We start from the raw sequence: 13,720 nt of genomic DNA on the forward strand, positions 1-13,720 counted from the left end.
AAGAATGATCAAAGCTCCTTGCTAGATATAAGGTGTATTCCTTAAAATAAGTTTATACATACCGGATTCAGAGGCTTGGACATCTGTAACAGTAAAATGCTCTTGAGAAGAGGGGGCTTTGCTGTTTTCAGGCGCCATCACAACAACGCTATCTTCAGGCTTTGGTGGTAAGCCTCCGATATCATTGATGCAAAGATCAAGTTCCTTTCTTGCAATTGTTGTGGGGATTCTGCCACCGGGGTCCGATTCCGAATGTTTGATGCCGTAAATCGCTGTGATATGAAAAGATTGCTGGTTGTCCTTTCGCGTATAGATGATGGGCTGCCCAAAAGTGTTGCGCACATCTTTAACCATTTGGTTTAGCAGCCCATGCCATCGCATCTTATTTTGCTCCAATCACTGCTTTAAATAGCATTTCAGGGCGTGTGCAGATGTAAAGTGGATAGCTGTACACTTCAGGCTTCACCCATGCATTACGGTCGTGATCGACGATTAGCATTGTGTAGAGAGGCTTTCCAACTGTGTTAGCAAAATCTAAGCTTTCACCAGGGGCAAAGGTTTTTTGGAATACACCAGGTGCATCAACAGGAAAGAATTGACATTCATTAGGTTTAATTCCTATGGCGCGTTTTGTTCCAGCCTTCGCACTCACATTATAGTTGTGAATACTTCGGTAATTAATGAAAGTGATACCAGCAAAGTCAAAACTGCCAAAACTCCCCGAGCCAAGAGCGCTTGGTGTTGCAACACCTCCTGCGCTATTGAGTGTTTGTGCTAAGGTTGTATTTAAATAGGTTTCACGAATTGTTTTATGGTTTTTCAACTTGGAAAAGAATTCATTTCCGCAAAGCCCAATAATCCGTGAACGATCAGAAAATGCTCCTTTTGAAGCCTCAATCATCCTTATAATGACTTGGTCAACATTGTCAGCAACATTGGTGGTTTCATTATTCAGTTTAAAGTCAATGGGCTTTGGTGGCGTGATTTCCCATTCTTTGTACCAATCGACAATTACCGAGCCATCAGCATCAAGGACAACACCTTGAACAGCACCGAGTTGCATATTCTCCCATGTTAATTCGATTTCAGAAATCAGTTTCTTTTGTTTTCTGGCAATATATTTCATTGCTGTTTCTAACTGATCTTCTGTGCCAAATTCACGTCGGTTTTGGATTTCTTCTGATTTCACTGTATCACTTTTGGCAATCCTTGTTGTTTTGAAAAACCGGAGATTACGACCATCTCTATTACCTTCTTCTAAAGGTGCCCCGCGTTCACTGGTTTGAATAAGCGAAAATGTATTATCACGCCGTTCAATCCCAACCACTGTGGTGCTTGTTTCCACTTCCTCAAAAAGATTAAGAGAGCTCACAAGACCAGGTTGAAACTCATAGTTTTCGATGGCTTTCATCATTGTAATGCTTGAGAAAGCATCATGTTTAAAAAAATTCATATCCATGTGTGCGTTCTCCTATCGCAATAGAATGTTGTTTTTGTCTTCTAAAGATTGAATGGCTTCTTTCTTTTGCTCATCTGTGATGGCATCTGGCCATAGCAGTTCAGAAGCTTTTACAGTGCATAAGCGTGCTGTAATCACGGCGCGTTGATCTGCGTCTGTTGCGTCAACAGTGGCAAAAGAAATCCCTGCCGGTGTTTGACTGCCATCTGATGCTGCTGGATTAAGGGGGATATATTTTTCTGATGCGGTTATTTGTCCCATGACAGTTCCCGCTTCAATAAATGCTCCTGATGCAAATATTACTTCTTCGTTTGACATGTCAGGGTCGTATAGACCAAGATAAGCGCCATTGCGTACGTCTTCATAAATAATATTCATTTCACTGCCCTCCAAGCTGCTTCCCATTTTGCATGAATCTTTGCCTTGCTCTCTCCATAAGCATGGGGAACATAAGGCGATACCTTTAAAGACGCGCTTTGAGAGGTAGCAGCTGTTAACACACACTGGCGTGCTTTTTCAATGCTCATACCTTTTTGAATAGCTTGTGCGGCATCAAAAGAAACGCCTAGGCGCTTTGCTTGCTTTTCGAGGGTTGTTAGTATTTGCGCGCGCTTTCTTTCTTTTTCAAGTATGGCTTTCATGTCTTTGTGCTTGTCCTCATTGTCTTCATCCTCATCTTCGTTTTCTTCGTCGTCAAAGACTTCAGCGTTTTTGTTGATATCGCTGTTGTCTTCGTCTTCTTCCTCGTCATTGATGATGTCGACAATCTTTTCATCATCATCTTCTTCAGCGCGGTATTTTGTGTGTGCCATGTGTTTTGTCCTTCTTTTGCTGTTGATGTTGGGTTTTGTGATATGGAATCCGTTAAGGCTTCCAAAGCTTGCGCAAGGGTGCCTTGCACATCTGCTAATCCAAGCGTGAGAGCTTGGGTGCCTATAAAAGTTTCTGCTTTTGTGTTGCGAATTGCATCAGCACTTAAGCGTCTGTTTTGCACTACCAAATCGACAAACATCTCGTAGAGTAGGGCGCAATCTGCTTGCATTTTTATTTGTGCTGTGTCGGCTAACGGTTCGTGAGGATTGCCATGAACCTTGTGATCACCTTCAAAGACAAAAGTCCATTTAAGTCCATGTTTCTCATCTGCCCGGGATTGGTCAGGATGGGCACAAACAACCCCGATTGAGCCCACAACCCCTGTGCGAGCAACCCATATTTGAGAGGCAGAGCAAGCAATGACATAAGCTGCTGAACAGGCAAACTCATTGGCATGCGCCCAAATTGGCTTATTGTATTGTTTTGAGAGTGTTTGAAACTCTTCAACCAAATCAAACACACCGCCAGCTTCTCCCCCACCGCTGTCAATATCAAGTAAAACAGCGCGAACATCAGGTTGTGCCATAGCTTCACGAAAAGAAGCACTTAAACCCTCATAAGAGGTTAACCCTGAGAGAGCGCCAAGCCATGCACTGCAGCGCACAAGTGTGCCATGAATTGGTAGGATGGCAACATTATTGCGTACCACGTAAGTTTCAGGTGGTTTGAAAGATGCTGTATCTCCTTGTGAAAAAGCCTTAGGGGTAAACTTTTCTCCTGCAAAAAGACGCGGCGCAAGAGCATTAAGAATGACATCAAGCTTTGTTGAGGCAAGCATATGTGGAACACCAAAAAGCCGTGATGCCAAAAACGGCATGTCAAGATTATTCGTCATTTTTGTGAGCCTCACTGCTTTGGTTGCTTTCATAGGAATCGCTAGCATCAGAGTTTGTGGAATCCATCGTTTTCTGTGCACCAGAAGGATCCGCCATATCCGTATCAAAAGATAAACCACGTGCACGAGCGTCTATGTGTTCTTCCTCAAGTTCGGCATGAATGCTGTCAATATTAAAACCACGTTCAGCAAGTGCCATTCGTCGTGTTTTTAAACCGGCGCGAATTTCTTCTTTTTCCGCTGAGATATCCTTGTTTGGATCGATCATTTCAAGTGGTGGTGCAAAGCTTTCACATTGAAGCCATGGCAAGGGATTTTCTTCCCACTCTGGCAAATTGACGCATCCAGCAAGTACTGCCATTTCAACAAAGCGCTCCCAAACAATGCGATTGAACTGAAAGGAAATGATATGTTCGCGCCATTGTTTGACGTGACGTCTAAACTGAATGATGGAGGTGCGCACATTGGAAAAATTGCCGCGCGTAACGTCTCCAGTAACAACGGCATAAGGCATATTGAGAGCTGAGCAAATTTTCAAGATATTGCGAAATTGAAAGGCTTCATAAGAACCTCCAACCTCAACAGGATTTGAGAATGTAACCTCTTTATTCTCTCCTAAATAAAGAGATGCACCGGGCACAATGACAGGTGCTTTGTATTCTTCTTCAACGTTGTTTTATCACGATTATCGGATAATTTTTCGACGTTTGGTGAATTGTCCTTGACAAACGCCGCGAAAAGAGCCGCCGTCCTTTTTCTATCTAGTTCTGCATCATCATAGGATTCGAGTTGAAAGATCTTTGTCATACAGCGTGTTATTTTAGGAGAACCGCGCAATTGTCCCGCAATACGGCGCTCTTTGATATGAATGACCATTTCAGCAGGCACGGATATGCGCACGCGCTCTTGGCTCTTAAATGCTGTGTTTTCAGGGCGATCATCATAGGGGTGATGTTCCCAAAAATGATAAGCAACACGTTTACCACTGGTATTGAATTCAATTCCCATGCGGATGTAATTGCCCTTAATTTCAGCAGGTCCATTGTAAGTTAAATCCAGCATTTCGGTTGGATAAACTTGCAATTGAAGTGGCACACCAGAGCGTCCATAAAGGTCGACATAGTGTAGTCTTACAAAGCATTCGCCGGTTAAAAAGACTTCTCGTGCAATCGTTGCTTGCAGACCATAAAAGTTAGCATCTTCATCATAATCTGCCTCATCAGCCCATTGCCACCATAAATCTAAAAGCTTTTTCTTTTCTTCTTGAAAGCCTTCAATACGAGGATATGGCTTAATTCCATCGCTAACAGCCGCGGAGACCCATTCTTCTGTTGCAGAACCATAAAGAGATTCATTGTCATAAAGCCATCTTGAACGAGAAACAATGGTTTCACCGCATTCTTCAATCGCTTTATTGATGTGTTTTTTTGCAGGGTCAAAACCACCCATGCGACGACTTTTGCTTGCTGCTTCAAAATGAGGACTGTGTTGACGAGAAATTGTAAAAAATTCCGTAATTTTATTTAAAAAGCCAGCCATTAATAGCATTAATAGCCTCGTGATATATTAAAATAGAAAACGCGTGAATGCTTGCGTCCTTCAAGGGAGGCTATTTGTGTGTTCAGCATCTCAAGTGCTCTGCGAAGTTCCTCAACAGAACGGTTGCTTACTTGCTTATCGCCATGGCGTACCGATTGTGCACCTGAATAAAGAGCCTCTTCAATTTGTTCGCGCCGTTTTTTTAAACTTTCAAGTCTCTCAATTTTGCTGTTAAATTGCCCTAAAGTTTCATCCACAAATTACCTCCAATCCCCTCGCATATAAGGATTTATTATTGTTCTGAATTGCTTCTTTTGAGGCTGTGCTGTCTGAGATCTTCTTGTAGCAGGAGAGGGTTGGTGTTCTGATATTGGCTGCTCTAAAGAGCTTTCAATTTTAAGTTTTTCCAAACGCTCTTCTAAGATATCGACTTCTCGATTAAGGTTTATTTCTGCTGAAATCAGACCTTGTAAAGCTGCATAAGCATAGACCCTACAATCCAAAGCCTCGTTTCTTGCCTTTTCGCTTTTTTGCCATTCAATGCGCTTAAAGCCTTTAAAATATTTGATGACTTTTCTTTCAGCGGTCAGCTGGTCAAAATATTCTCGATCAAGGTTTTTGTGAAAATGCGTTGCACCAGCACCCGATGCTTCAGGACCGGATTTTTTAAACCGTGCCGTGATAATATCTTTTGCTGCATCAACACCAACAATATAGAGATTAATCTGTTCTTTGTTGTTTCTACTTGGACGGCGCGGCCATACTGCACGCCATCCCGCCTGTCCCTTAATTCCCCAGATACGTCGTCCCTCACGGGGGCGTACATAATTATAAACCGCTTGTGTGTGTCCACCACCGGTATCAATACAAGCAGCCGTTATTCTGATGCCATCTTTGTAACCTGGATGTGGCCAGCGTCTTGTAAGATATTCATCCAGTTGGTCCCATACTTCAAAAGAAGAGGGATCACCAGGAATAACGTGATAATCAATATGCCAGCTTTCTTCACTGCGTCCCCATCCCACCACTTCAAGTTCCAAGCGGTCATTTTGAACATCAATGCCTGCTGTCAATACGACGGCTTGTTTTGGTGCTAAAGGATAATCTTCGCGTTTTGCATAGAGGCTATCAGTATCGATGACCTCTCCCGTTCTATCTTCCCAAGGCTCTCCAAACACTGTATTAATAAAAACCTGCAAAAGAGCAGGGTCTTCTTTGGCTCTTAAAAATTCGCGTGCACAATCGCTCCAAGTAAGCCATGGCGAATAAAGCGCTGAAATATGGTAAGAACGCAGACGAGGCTTACTTGACTCCTGTGTTGCGATCCAGCAAGCACCGTTTTCTTCCGCCATTAAGGTCTCTTTGCGATGTTCGGCATGTTCATGACTACAATGCGCACAAACAAAAACAGCTTTTTCGGGGGCGCCTTTTTGCCACTTGATTTGTGACCAAATAATCGGCTGTAGCGTACCACATACATCACAAGGGACGTTGTAATATCTTTGATCACCAAGCACGAAATCTTTGGCAATACGGCTTGTGTCACGGTGTGTCGGTGTGGACAATTTAAAAATTTTACGTTGAATAAAAGCAGAGGTTCGCTTTTCAGCAATTGTTATAGGATCGCCTTCGTTATTCACATTCAATGGATAAGCATCGACTTCATCCAAAACCAAATAGCGAATAGGAGAAGAACGCAATCCAGCAGCACTATTTGCTCCGGTAATCATCAATGTTCCCCCATAAAATTCCTTTGAAAACATTGTATTTCCACTGTCTCGTGTACGAGCAGGGGCAATGCGTTCACTTAAAGCAGGGCTAGCTGAAATCATCGGATCAAGACGAGACTTTGACAGTTTCTTAGCGGTCTCAACTGTCGGCATCACATACAGTGCCGGTCCTGGACTATGATGAATAGCATAACCACAAAAGTTCAACGCTGCTTCCGACATTCCAAACTGAGCCTCCTTCATCACAACCGTTGTTTCAGTCGGATCATAAACAGAAAGATTATCCATGATTTCGCGCAAATAAGGGGTACGTATAGTTCTCCATAATCCAGGTTCTGCACTCGTAACTGTGCTTAAATAACGATTTTTATCAGCCCACTTAGAAACAGTATAAGGCGGGTCAGGATGGCGTCCTTCATTCGCATAGCAAAAAAAGAGCCCAGCACCAGAGGATGAGGGCGAAGCATTACTTATTATGTTCTGGATTCTCTTCTAAAATGTTAGGATCGTGAAAAGAGACAGGGACGACATTTTCCATTAAAGCTTTGCGCATATGATGATCGATAGCTCCAATAAGGCTAGCAGCATCACATCCGACTTGCGCCGCAATTTCAGCACCAAAGCGATAGGCAAAATTGAGCATTGTATCTCGATGCGCTCTTCCAAAGTTCCATGCTTCTTTTCTTACTTCTTCACGATCAACAGTTGTTTCCCGTAACTTTTCCAGAGCAATCTTTTCTTTTGCTAGCGCAACCTGCATTCGCTCCAATTTGATCTCAAATTCATTGGCTCCATCTGTCGAGGCTTGTTTGATCTTTGTCCGCCGTTGTCCATCAGGTGCTAAAAGTGAGGCAGGGCGCTTTGTTGGGTTCTCATTCCAGATAGCTGTTGCAAGAGCTTCATTGACAGAACCATCTTCAAAAAGAGCCGCATCAAATTTACCTGTCTTAAATCGTGAAACAACCGCATTAGGGGAGACACGCATCTTTTTCGCAAAGGCTCGAACCGAGAGACCATCACGATGCTTCTTGTTCATTTTTATTTCCGTTATTAAACATTTATTCTTTTCTTTAGATTGGTATCATGATACGATACATAAAAGAATGAATGAAGGTGATTTGGTGATTGAATCTTTTGCGGATAAGCGATGTAAAGATCTTTTAGAAGGCAATTCGCCTAAAGGTTTTTCCACAACTCTAGTACGTATAGCTCAAAGAAAATTATTTATGCTTGATAAAGCAGTTGATCTCAAAGATTTACGCAGTCCTCCGGGAAATCGTTTAGAGGCATTGAAAGGAGAGCGTAAAGGTCAATATTCTATTCGTATTAATGACTAGTTTCGTATTTGTTTTGAATGGCGTTCTAATGGCGCCTATGAAGTTGAAATCGTAGATTATCATTGATCTACAGGAGGTCGAGATGAGAAATTATATAGCAATACATCCCGGAGAAATTTTACGGGAAGAATATTTAAAAGAATATGCTCTCTCTGCTTATGCTCTTGCAAAAGCATTGAATGTTCCACGCACGAGGATAGAACGGATTGTTGCTGAAAACAGTCCAGTTACTCCCGATACAGCACTAAGATTAGCCTATTTTTTTGATACAACAGCTGAATTTTGGCTTAACATGCAAGCTGCTTACGACGTTAGTATATTACAAACTGAAAAAGCAGATGAATTTTCTAAAATCAATAAATTTGAATGTAGAGTTTAACCACCTCCCCATTTTAAGAACGGGGAGGGGAGTTCTGTTTTAACTTAAGCAACCTTTTTAATGGGGCACTCCAAAGTAGGAGCATAGGTTCGCAACAAAGAATCCATGCTATGCGGTAGTTCTGAAACTCCAAAATCTGTTAGAACTGTCAAGATTTTAAGTATATTTGGTACCTCATCTTGAAGTTTTACAATCAAAGCTTTTTCTACCATGTATATGACCTGCACCAGTGTGTTACACTCTTCATCTCCAATGCTTTGATGATTGGAAAACTAAGACAATGCTATCCATAAATTGCACAAAAAGTCTATATCCATTTTCATTGTACACCTCCGTGGATTTGTTCTCTCAAGCACGCTAATCCTCTGGATGTGATTTTTGTTGAAGGAAGCACCTTTTCTGTTCCATCCGGTCTTTGAATGGTGATGGCAGGGCAATCCATAAAACCTTTTTTGATCTTATCCTGATAAGGTAACAAAGGACCACTTGGAGCTCGTCGATAGACCCAATCATTCTTACGGAGGTAATTAGTTAAATCTTTTGGCCGTACCTCTAATATCTTTGCAGCTTCTATCAGACCGAACAAACCATCAGAACGTTTTAAACCATCAAGTGCTTTTGCTTTTGGTGTTAACTCTGCAATCACGTGATCTTTCTGTTCGATTTGGCTTTGTAGGTGGTTCAAGACACCAAGTAATGCTTCGGGTTTAGAGTAGTCAACTTGTGGTGTGACTACTTGTTTTGCGAGCTTTTCACATTCGATAAAGTATTCTCTTGCTTGATGACCTTTATCATTACGCTCAATCATTGCAAGGTGTTTAGCCATGTCTAAGGTGAGAGCATAATCTTTAGAAGGACGTCCACCTGAACTTTCGCTCAAAAAAGAGCAAAAGTCATATCCTTCCTTAAATTTACAATCTTGAATGCGCCTGATAATCCAATCTTTAAAACTGGTTTTCACTTCCAAAAACGCATGTAATTCACGCGCGTTGACCGTTTGAACAATTTCCTGTCCAATAGTTTGTTCTGATATTGTTATAAGAGTGTTCATGATGAACTCCTTATCGTTAGATGTTTTTGATTGACACTCAATAAAAGAGTGCCGGGTGCTCAAAAACACGGCGATAAGTCCGTCGTTACACTTTCCCCACGAGGGTATTGTATAGCGCAACCACACCCGACAAGTCATTTATATGCTATGCACATATAATGAGTCAAAGCTTTTAATTGGCGGTGAAGAGACTGTTTCGGCAATCCATCCGCTTATCGTCAAGGTGTTTTTGAAGCACCTGATTCGAAGATATATGTTACAGAAATAATGTCAAGTATCTTTCGATAATTTTTGTCTTTAAATAATCATATATTGTACAGTACACATATTGAAATCGTTATTTATCAATAGCTTATGTGTACAATGTACAGTCAATTTGAAAAATTCTAACGCTAGCGATAGTTCGCGCTGTTCAGCCCCGCAACAGACCTAACCCGCTGGAAAGTACCTTGTGCATTGATTTTATTCGATTTTTTTAGAGATAGGAGAGGTATAATTGGCAATCTTTTTTAAATTAACATCCTCTCCACTTTAAAAGTGGAAAAGATGAAATTGTATTTTAAATTTAAGCAGTTTTTGTGACAGATCTAGTCTAACATCTATTTAGCTTTTTTGATTAAGGCTTGATATTTTCTTTGTCTCTTTTGAAGGAAACAATAAAATGAACATGAATTGGATCTAAAAGATATCAAGCTTTTTACCAAGTTTCATACCCTTTCAATAGGTTATAAATCAAAGCGTGTATTATTATCATCTAATTCCTCTCAACCATGGAAAGCTCTTAGGTTTTTCTAAATTTTTAGTAAAATTCACAAAGTCCTTGTTGGTTGATATATTTTTTTCCTATAGCAGAGAAGAAAATAATATCTAATACATTTGCAGAAGTATCAGCATTCCTAAAATCAATTTCGATTATTGACTTTATTTCAAAGTAATACCTAATACCGGTTTTGCTTCGTCTTTACTACTCATAAAAACTACCTCTACTGGTCTATCTAGTATGGTTGCTATTTTAGCCAGATCAAGAATGGCTTTTCCTGGTGTACTATCACAACGCCAAGTTCCCAACTGTATATCTGGACTGGATTTATAGATTACTTTTAAAGTACAGTTAAATGTTTGTAGATCAACTCCAACTGAACCTATATAACCCGGTTGTACATAAGGTCCGCTGATAGATGGTTTTATCATTAAGATTGTTATAATCAAGGATAGAAATATTTTTCCTTTAATTTTCATGATAGTTTCCCCCTTTAAAATTTAAAATAGTAGAATTTAATTTCTTTTTTCATTACACAAAGATAAAGACTTTTAAGATCTCTAACCTATAAGTAACTAGCTTCTTTCGGTAGGTTCTTACTGCTGCTTACTGATGCAAATCACTTCATAGGGTTCTATGGGCAAGTCTTCTTTTCCATAATTATAGTATTTGTTTAGCATGATTGCTATGCAAAAATATATTCAATATATAAACATTATCTATATGATCATTATGTTCTCCCTTTTACATATTTAAAATTTGCTTGTGTGTGCAGTGATATTAATATTAATAAATCATCTTTCTATTCACTCTTTGTAAGCAGATCATTATCTACGCTCACATCAAGATTAATCTCAGATAGAGTAAAAATGACTTCTGTTTTGTTTCCTCAGCTTTTCAAGCTACCTTTTGTAAGTTTAATTAATGCACATCTTATATTCATATCCTAAAAAAAGATTTTACACTATGAAGGATAAAACTATTCTGTTATTATTTATGTAGTATTTTATTTATAAAAAATATATATAATTTTGTTATAATGGGATATATTTATAATTCTTCAAGAATAATAACTAATACCGTAAGTATATCGTAATAAGATTTCCAAAACCAATCCGTTCCAAATTGTTGTGCTGATTTCTTAGGAGAACAGGATGATTTTAATGCGCACTCGGCATGTGCAACCCATGGCTGTTGCGCCCAAGCTGGATGCCCATCAGGGAAAGCCGCTAACTGTGGTTGAGCTCCTCCTCCTGAAAGATATGCATATAATTCCTCTCTGTAATCTGGATTCCGAACAAAATCACCAACAGTTATTCCTCTCACTCTTTCCCATCCTATAATTTGATTCCAATGTATCACACCTAATGCAGCCATTTCTAGCTCTCCTGGATGTGGAGAATAATTCCTTAACGATGCATTGACATCAATGAAATTAGGAGTAGCTCTAATATGATAAACATAACCATTATGATTAAGGTGATCATTTACCCAATTAATTGCAAATCCTCGAGAGGTTGACGTAGATACATAGCCAGAATTATGGCGTGACAATCCTGTTTCAGCTCCATGCACATGATTCCATAAACTTATATTTACTGGAGGTTGATTAGGGCGTGTTCCATCCATCCCTCGCGGTAAGAATCCCCCCTCACGCTTTATTTCTTCAGGAGATTGCATAACCGCCCGATAGACTTTACGAACCTCATCCGCAAAGACAGATTGCGAAAACATAACAATTATTACAGAAACAAATAATTTAAGCATCTTCTTCCCCCCATCCTCATCCTTAAAGATGAGTTGATCATTTTATAAAACATATGAGTAAGTTCTTACTTTTCTCATTAAATGTTTCATGTACTTTTTTAATATAAAAATTTAAGTGAAACAAGAGTAAAATTCTCATTGATTTTTAAAAAAAATCAAAACAAAAGTGATAATCTGCTTTAAAAATTACAATTAAAGTGAGGAGTGTGTAAGTACAGCTTAAGAATATTATTTAGCTTTTTTGTTAGCAGCGTATTCTTGACGAGCGAGTTGGTGTTGTATGTTTTTGGTTAATCGTTCATTGGCATATTGTGCAATAGCATTTGCAATTTCTGGCTTTGACATCACCCCAGCAATTGAGGGTCCTTCTTGTTTTGCAATGGGAAATTTATCTTCATCCACTCTTTGAAACACATTACCTTTCATCTTTTTTAATTCAACACGTTTTGGAAAACTCCCACCTTTGATAAAACCATGAGGCAAGATTTCTTTTTTTCCAAACATTTTGTAAATTACACCGCGTTTTGTTTCTTTAGCTTGAAAAAATTTAAGAGGTATCGGTGTTCCAGAACCAATGATATCCGTCTCGAGAAACTTTGCTGTAGCCTTTTCTTTAATATAAATGCCTCGCTTGATATGCTTTGATTGGGCAGATGTAACGTCAGCAATTTGTTTTTCGGCAAAGCGTTCGACTTGTTTTGCAGAGGTATTTACAGCATTACGCAAAGCCCAATTAAGGCGTGGTGCTTGAAGATTGGTAAAAGTATCTTTTACTTGTTGAAGATACCATTTTTGATGGATGATTAATTTCAACTTTTAAGCTTTTGGGCAAGAGATGTTGATGATTTAGAAGCTTTAGGTGTTTCGGTTTGTTGAAGTGAAGTTTCTTCTACATCTGGTTCAGAGGGTGTCTGTATAACTTCTTTTTCTATTGGCTTAGTCTGTTCAATTACCTTTTCAGGTTTTATTGTTGTCTTGACTCCAACAAAAGGTTTTGCGGCGTTTGCTCGTTTAAGTCGAGCATAGACTTGATTGGAAACTTCAACAAATGGATTATTGGATGTTGATGGTTCAAAGCGAACAGTGCTTTTATTATCGCCAAGAACACACATTGGCTTAGTGATGACAGCTTTCATCATTGCTCCTTTTGGGGAATTATTTAATGACATAATGATGTCAAATATTAATTTTTATTCTTTGGAAAATAGATTAGCCCAAATTACCAAGAAAACAGGACTTTTCAGCCATTATTTAAGCTTATATTTTACTGAATTTTGAGGGGATATTTTTGAATTTTAGATACAATTCAACTACTGCAATGGTGTCATTAAATACGACTTTTCACATCACGTCAACAAAAAAATCATGTTCTTGTGTTTTTTTTATTTTTTTGCCTAAATATAGTATTTTAAAAGGCAAAAAATAATACGCATTGCCGCTGTTATCTTCAACCTTTATATATATTTTTCCTATGTCCAACAGCCAAAACTAACACGACAAGCTCTTTATCATAAAGATCACAGAGTATCCTGTAATCTCCTACACGATACCTCCATAAACCTGATAATTGGTCTCTTAACGGCTTATCTATTGCATGCACATCTTCAAGAGAAGCAACATGCTGATCTAAAAAATCAACAATCCTCTATGCTTCTTTTTTATCACACTTTTTTAAAAAACTGAGAGCTTTTTTTCATATCTAATCGTCCAAGCCAAGCTCTTTCCTCACCTCTTCAGAGCTATAAAAAGTAGCTTCTCCTCTTTAAATACGCTCTCTTACTTGTGAGGCTAAATAGTAATCTTCTGCTTCCTCTATTCCACGTTCAATAATCTCACGCAAATAAAAAGATTTTGTACGTCCTGTCTTAGAAGCTAAATTATTTAAACGTGTTTCAAGATCACTTGGCAAACGAATAGATATTGTCATAACTCAATCCTCATATTCGTATTCACTGTAATACAAATACAACGTATTGTACAGAAAAACATT

The 13,720-nt window shown here is 39.2% G+C and carries 16 protein-coding genes and 3 pseudogenes; 2 read left to right on the forward strand and 17 right to left on the reverse strand.

Features of this window, described 5'->3' with window-relative positions; genetic code table 11:
- Positions 1-21 precede the first annotated feature (21 nt).
- The 9 genes and pseudogenes from Bra60_RS01690 to Bra60_RS01730 form a co-directional block, all read right to left on the reverse strand.
- Complete coding sequence (locus tag Bra60_RS01690; protein WP_078688418.1) at positions 22-381, reverse strand: head-tail joining protein; 360 nt, start codon at positions 379-381, stop codon at positions 22-24.
- 1 nt (position 382) lies between these two features.
- Positions 383-1,459, reverse strand: coding sequence for a major capsid protein (locus Bra60_RS01695; protein ID WP_078688419.1), 1,077 nt, complete (start codon positions 1,457-1,459; stop codon positions 383-385).
- Positions 1,460-1,471: 12 nt separating this feature from the next.
- Complete coding sequence (locus tag Bra60_RS01700; RefSeq protein WP_194284828.1) at positions 1,472-1,864, reverse strand: head decoration protein; 393 nt, start codon at positions 1,862-1,864, stop codon at positions 1,472-1,474.
- Positions 1,834-2,100, reverse strand: coding sequence for a hypothetical protein (locus Bra60_RS01705; protein WP_078688421.1), 267 nt, complete (start codon positions 2,098-2,100; stop codon positions 1,834-1,836). Before Bra60_RS01705 ends, Bra60_RS01700 begins: the two co-directional genes overlap by 31 nt.
- Complete coding sequence (locus Bra60_RS01710; RefSeq protein WP_078698023.1) at positions 2,097-3,167, reverse strand: S49 family peptidase; 1,071 nt, start codon at positions 3,165-3,167, stop codon at positions 2,097-2,099. Before Bra60_RS01710 ends, Bra60_RS01705 begins: the two co-directional genes overlap by 4 nt.
- Positions 3,157-4,706: pseudogene (locus Bra60_RS01715) on the reverse strand (phage portal protein). The gene Bra60_RS01710 and the pseudogene Bra60_RS01715 overlap by 11 nt, the downstream one beginning before the upstream one ends.
- 8 nt (positions 4,707-4,714) lie before the next feature.
- On the reverse strand, positions 4,715-4,963 hold the full coding sequence (locus Bra60_RS01720) for a phage head-tail joining protein (RefSeq protein ID WP_078680032.1): 249 nt from the start codon (positions 4,961-4,963) through the stop codon (positions 4,715-4,717).
- 3 nt (positions 4,964-4,966) lie between these two features.
- Positions 4,967-6,913: a phage terminase large subunit family protein gene (locus tag Bra60_RS01725; protein ID WP_078698024.1), complete on the reverse strand. Its 1,947-nt coding sequence runs from the start codon at positions 6,911-6,913 to the stop codon at positions 4,967-4,969.
- Positions 6,903-7,472, reverse strand: coding sequence for a hypothetical protein (locus tag Bra60_RS01730; protein ID WP_078688423.1), 570 nt, complete (start codon positions 7,470-7,472; stop codon positions 6,903-6,905). Before Bra60_RS01730 ends, Bra60_RS01725 begins: the two co-directional genes overlap by 11 nt.
- Positions 7,473-7,539: 67 nt before the next feature.
- On the opposite strand from Bra60_RS01730, the pseudogene Bra60_RS01735 reads away from it, so the two are divergent.
- Both Bra60_RS01735 and Bra60_RS01740 read left to right on the forward strand, forming a co-directional pair.
- Positions 7,540-7,839 (forward strand): annotated as a pseudogene (locus Bra60_RS01735) (type II toxin-antitoxin system RelE/ParE family toxin).
- A gap of 16 nt (positions 7,840-7,855) precedes the next feature.
- Positions 7,856-8,152: a HigA family addiction module antitoxin gene (locus tag Bra60_RS01740; RefSeq protein ID WP_078688424.1), complete on the forward strand. Its 297-nt coding sequence runs from the start codon at positions 7,856-7,858 to the stop codon at positions 8,150-8,152.
- Between the two features lie 44 nt (positions 8,153-8,196).
- Here Bra60_RS01740 and Bra60_RS01745 read toward each other — a convergent pair.
- From Bra60_RS01745 to relB, 8 genes and pseudogenes are all read right to left on the reverse strand, one after another.
- Positions 8,197-8,475: pseudogene (locus Bra60_RS01745) on the reverse strand (hypothetical protein).
- Positions 8,472-9,203 (reverse strand): antA/AntB antirepressor family protein, encoded by a 732-nt coding sequence (locus Bra60_RS01750; protein WP_078688425.1) that lies wholly within the window; start codon positions 9,201-9,203, stop codon positions 8,472-8,474. Before Bra60_RS01750 ends, Bra60_RS01745 begins: the two are co-directional and overlap by 4 nt.
- 921 nt (positions 9,204-10,124) lie before the next feature.
- Positions 10,125-10,442 carry a hypothetical protein gene (locus tag Bra60_RS01760; protein WP_078688426.1) on the reverse strand — a complete coding sequence of 106 codons (318 nt, stop codon included), beginning with the start codon at positions 10,440-10,442 and terminating at the stop codon, positions 10,125-10,127.
- 571 nt (positions 10,443-11,013) lie between these two features.
- Positions 11,014-11,730, reverse strand: coding sequence for an enterotoxin A family protein (locus Bra60_RS01765; protein ID WP_078688427.1), 717 nt, complete (start codon positions 11,728-11,730; stop codon positions 11,014-11,016).
- Between the two features lie 228 nt (positions 11,731-11,958).
- Positions 11,959-12,543, reverse strand: a complete 585-nt coding sequence (locus tag Bra60_RS01770; RefSeq protein ID WP_078698025.1) for a hypothetical protein — start codon at positions 12,541-12,543, stop codon at positions 11,959-11,961.
- A complete protein-coding gene (locus Bra60_RS01775) occupies positions 12,540-12,866 on the reverse strand; it encodes a hypothetical protein (RefSeq protein WP_078698026.1) in 327 nt (108 codons plus the stop codon). The genes Bra60_RS01770 and Bra60_RS01775 overlap by 4 nt, the downstream gene beginning before the upstream one ends.
- Before the next feature lie 311 nt (positions 12,867-13,177).
- A complete protein-coding gene (locus Bra60_RS07540; protein WP_236823958.1) occupies positions 13,178-13,330 on the reverse strand; it encodes a type II toxin-antitoxin system RelE family toxin in 153 nt (50 codons plus the stop codon).
- 162 nt (positions 13,331-13,492) lie between these two features.
- A complete protein-coding gene (gene relB / locus Bra60_RS01785) occupies positions 13,493-13,657 on the reverse strand; it encodes a type II toxin-antitoxin system RelB family antitoxin (protein WP_236823959.1) in 165 nt (54 codons plus the stop codon).
- Positions 13,658-13,720 lie beyond the last annotated feature (63 nt).

It is taken from the genome of Bartonella sp. Raccoon60 (assembly GCF_002022585.1).
GTDB classification, from domain to species: Bacteria; Pseudomonadota; Alphaproteobacteria; order Rhizobiales; family Rhizobiaceae; genus Bartonella; species Bartonella rochalimae.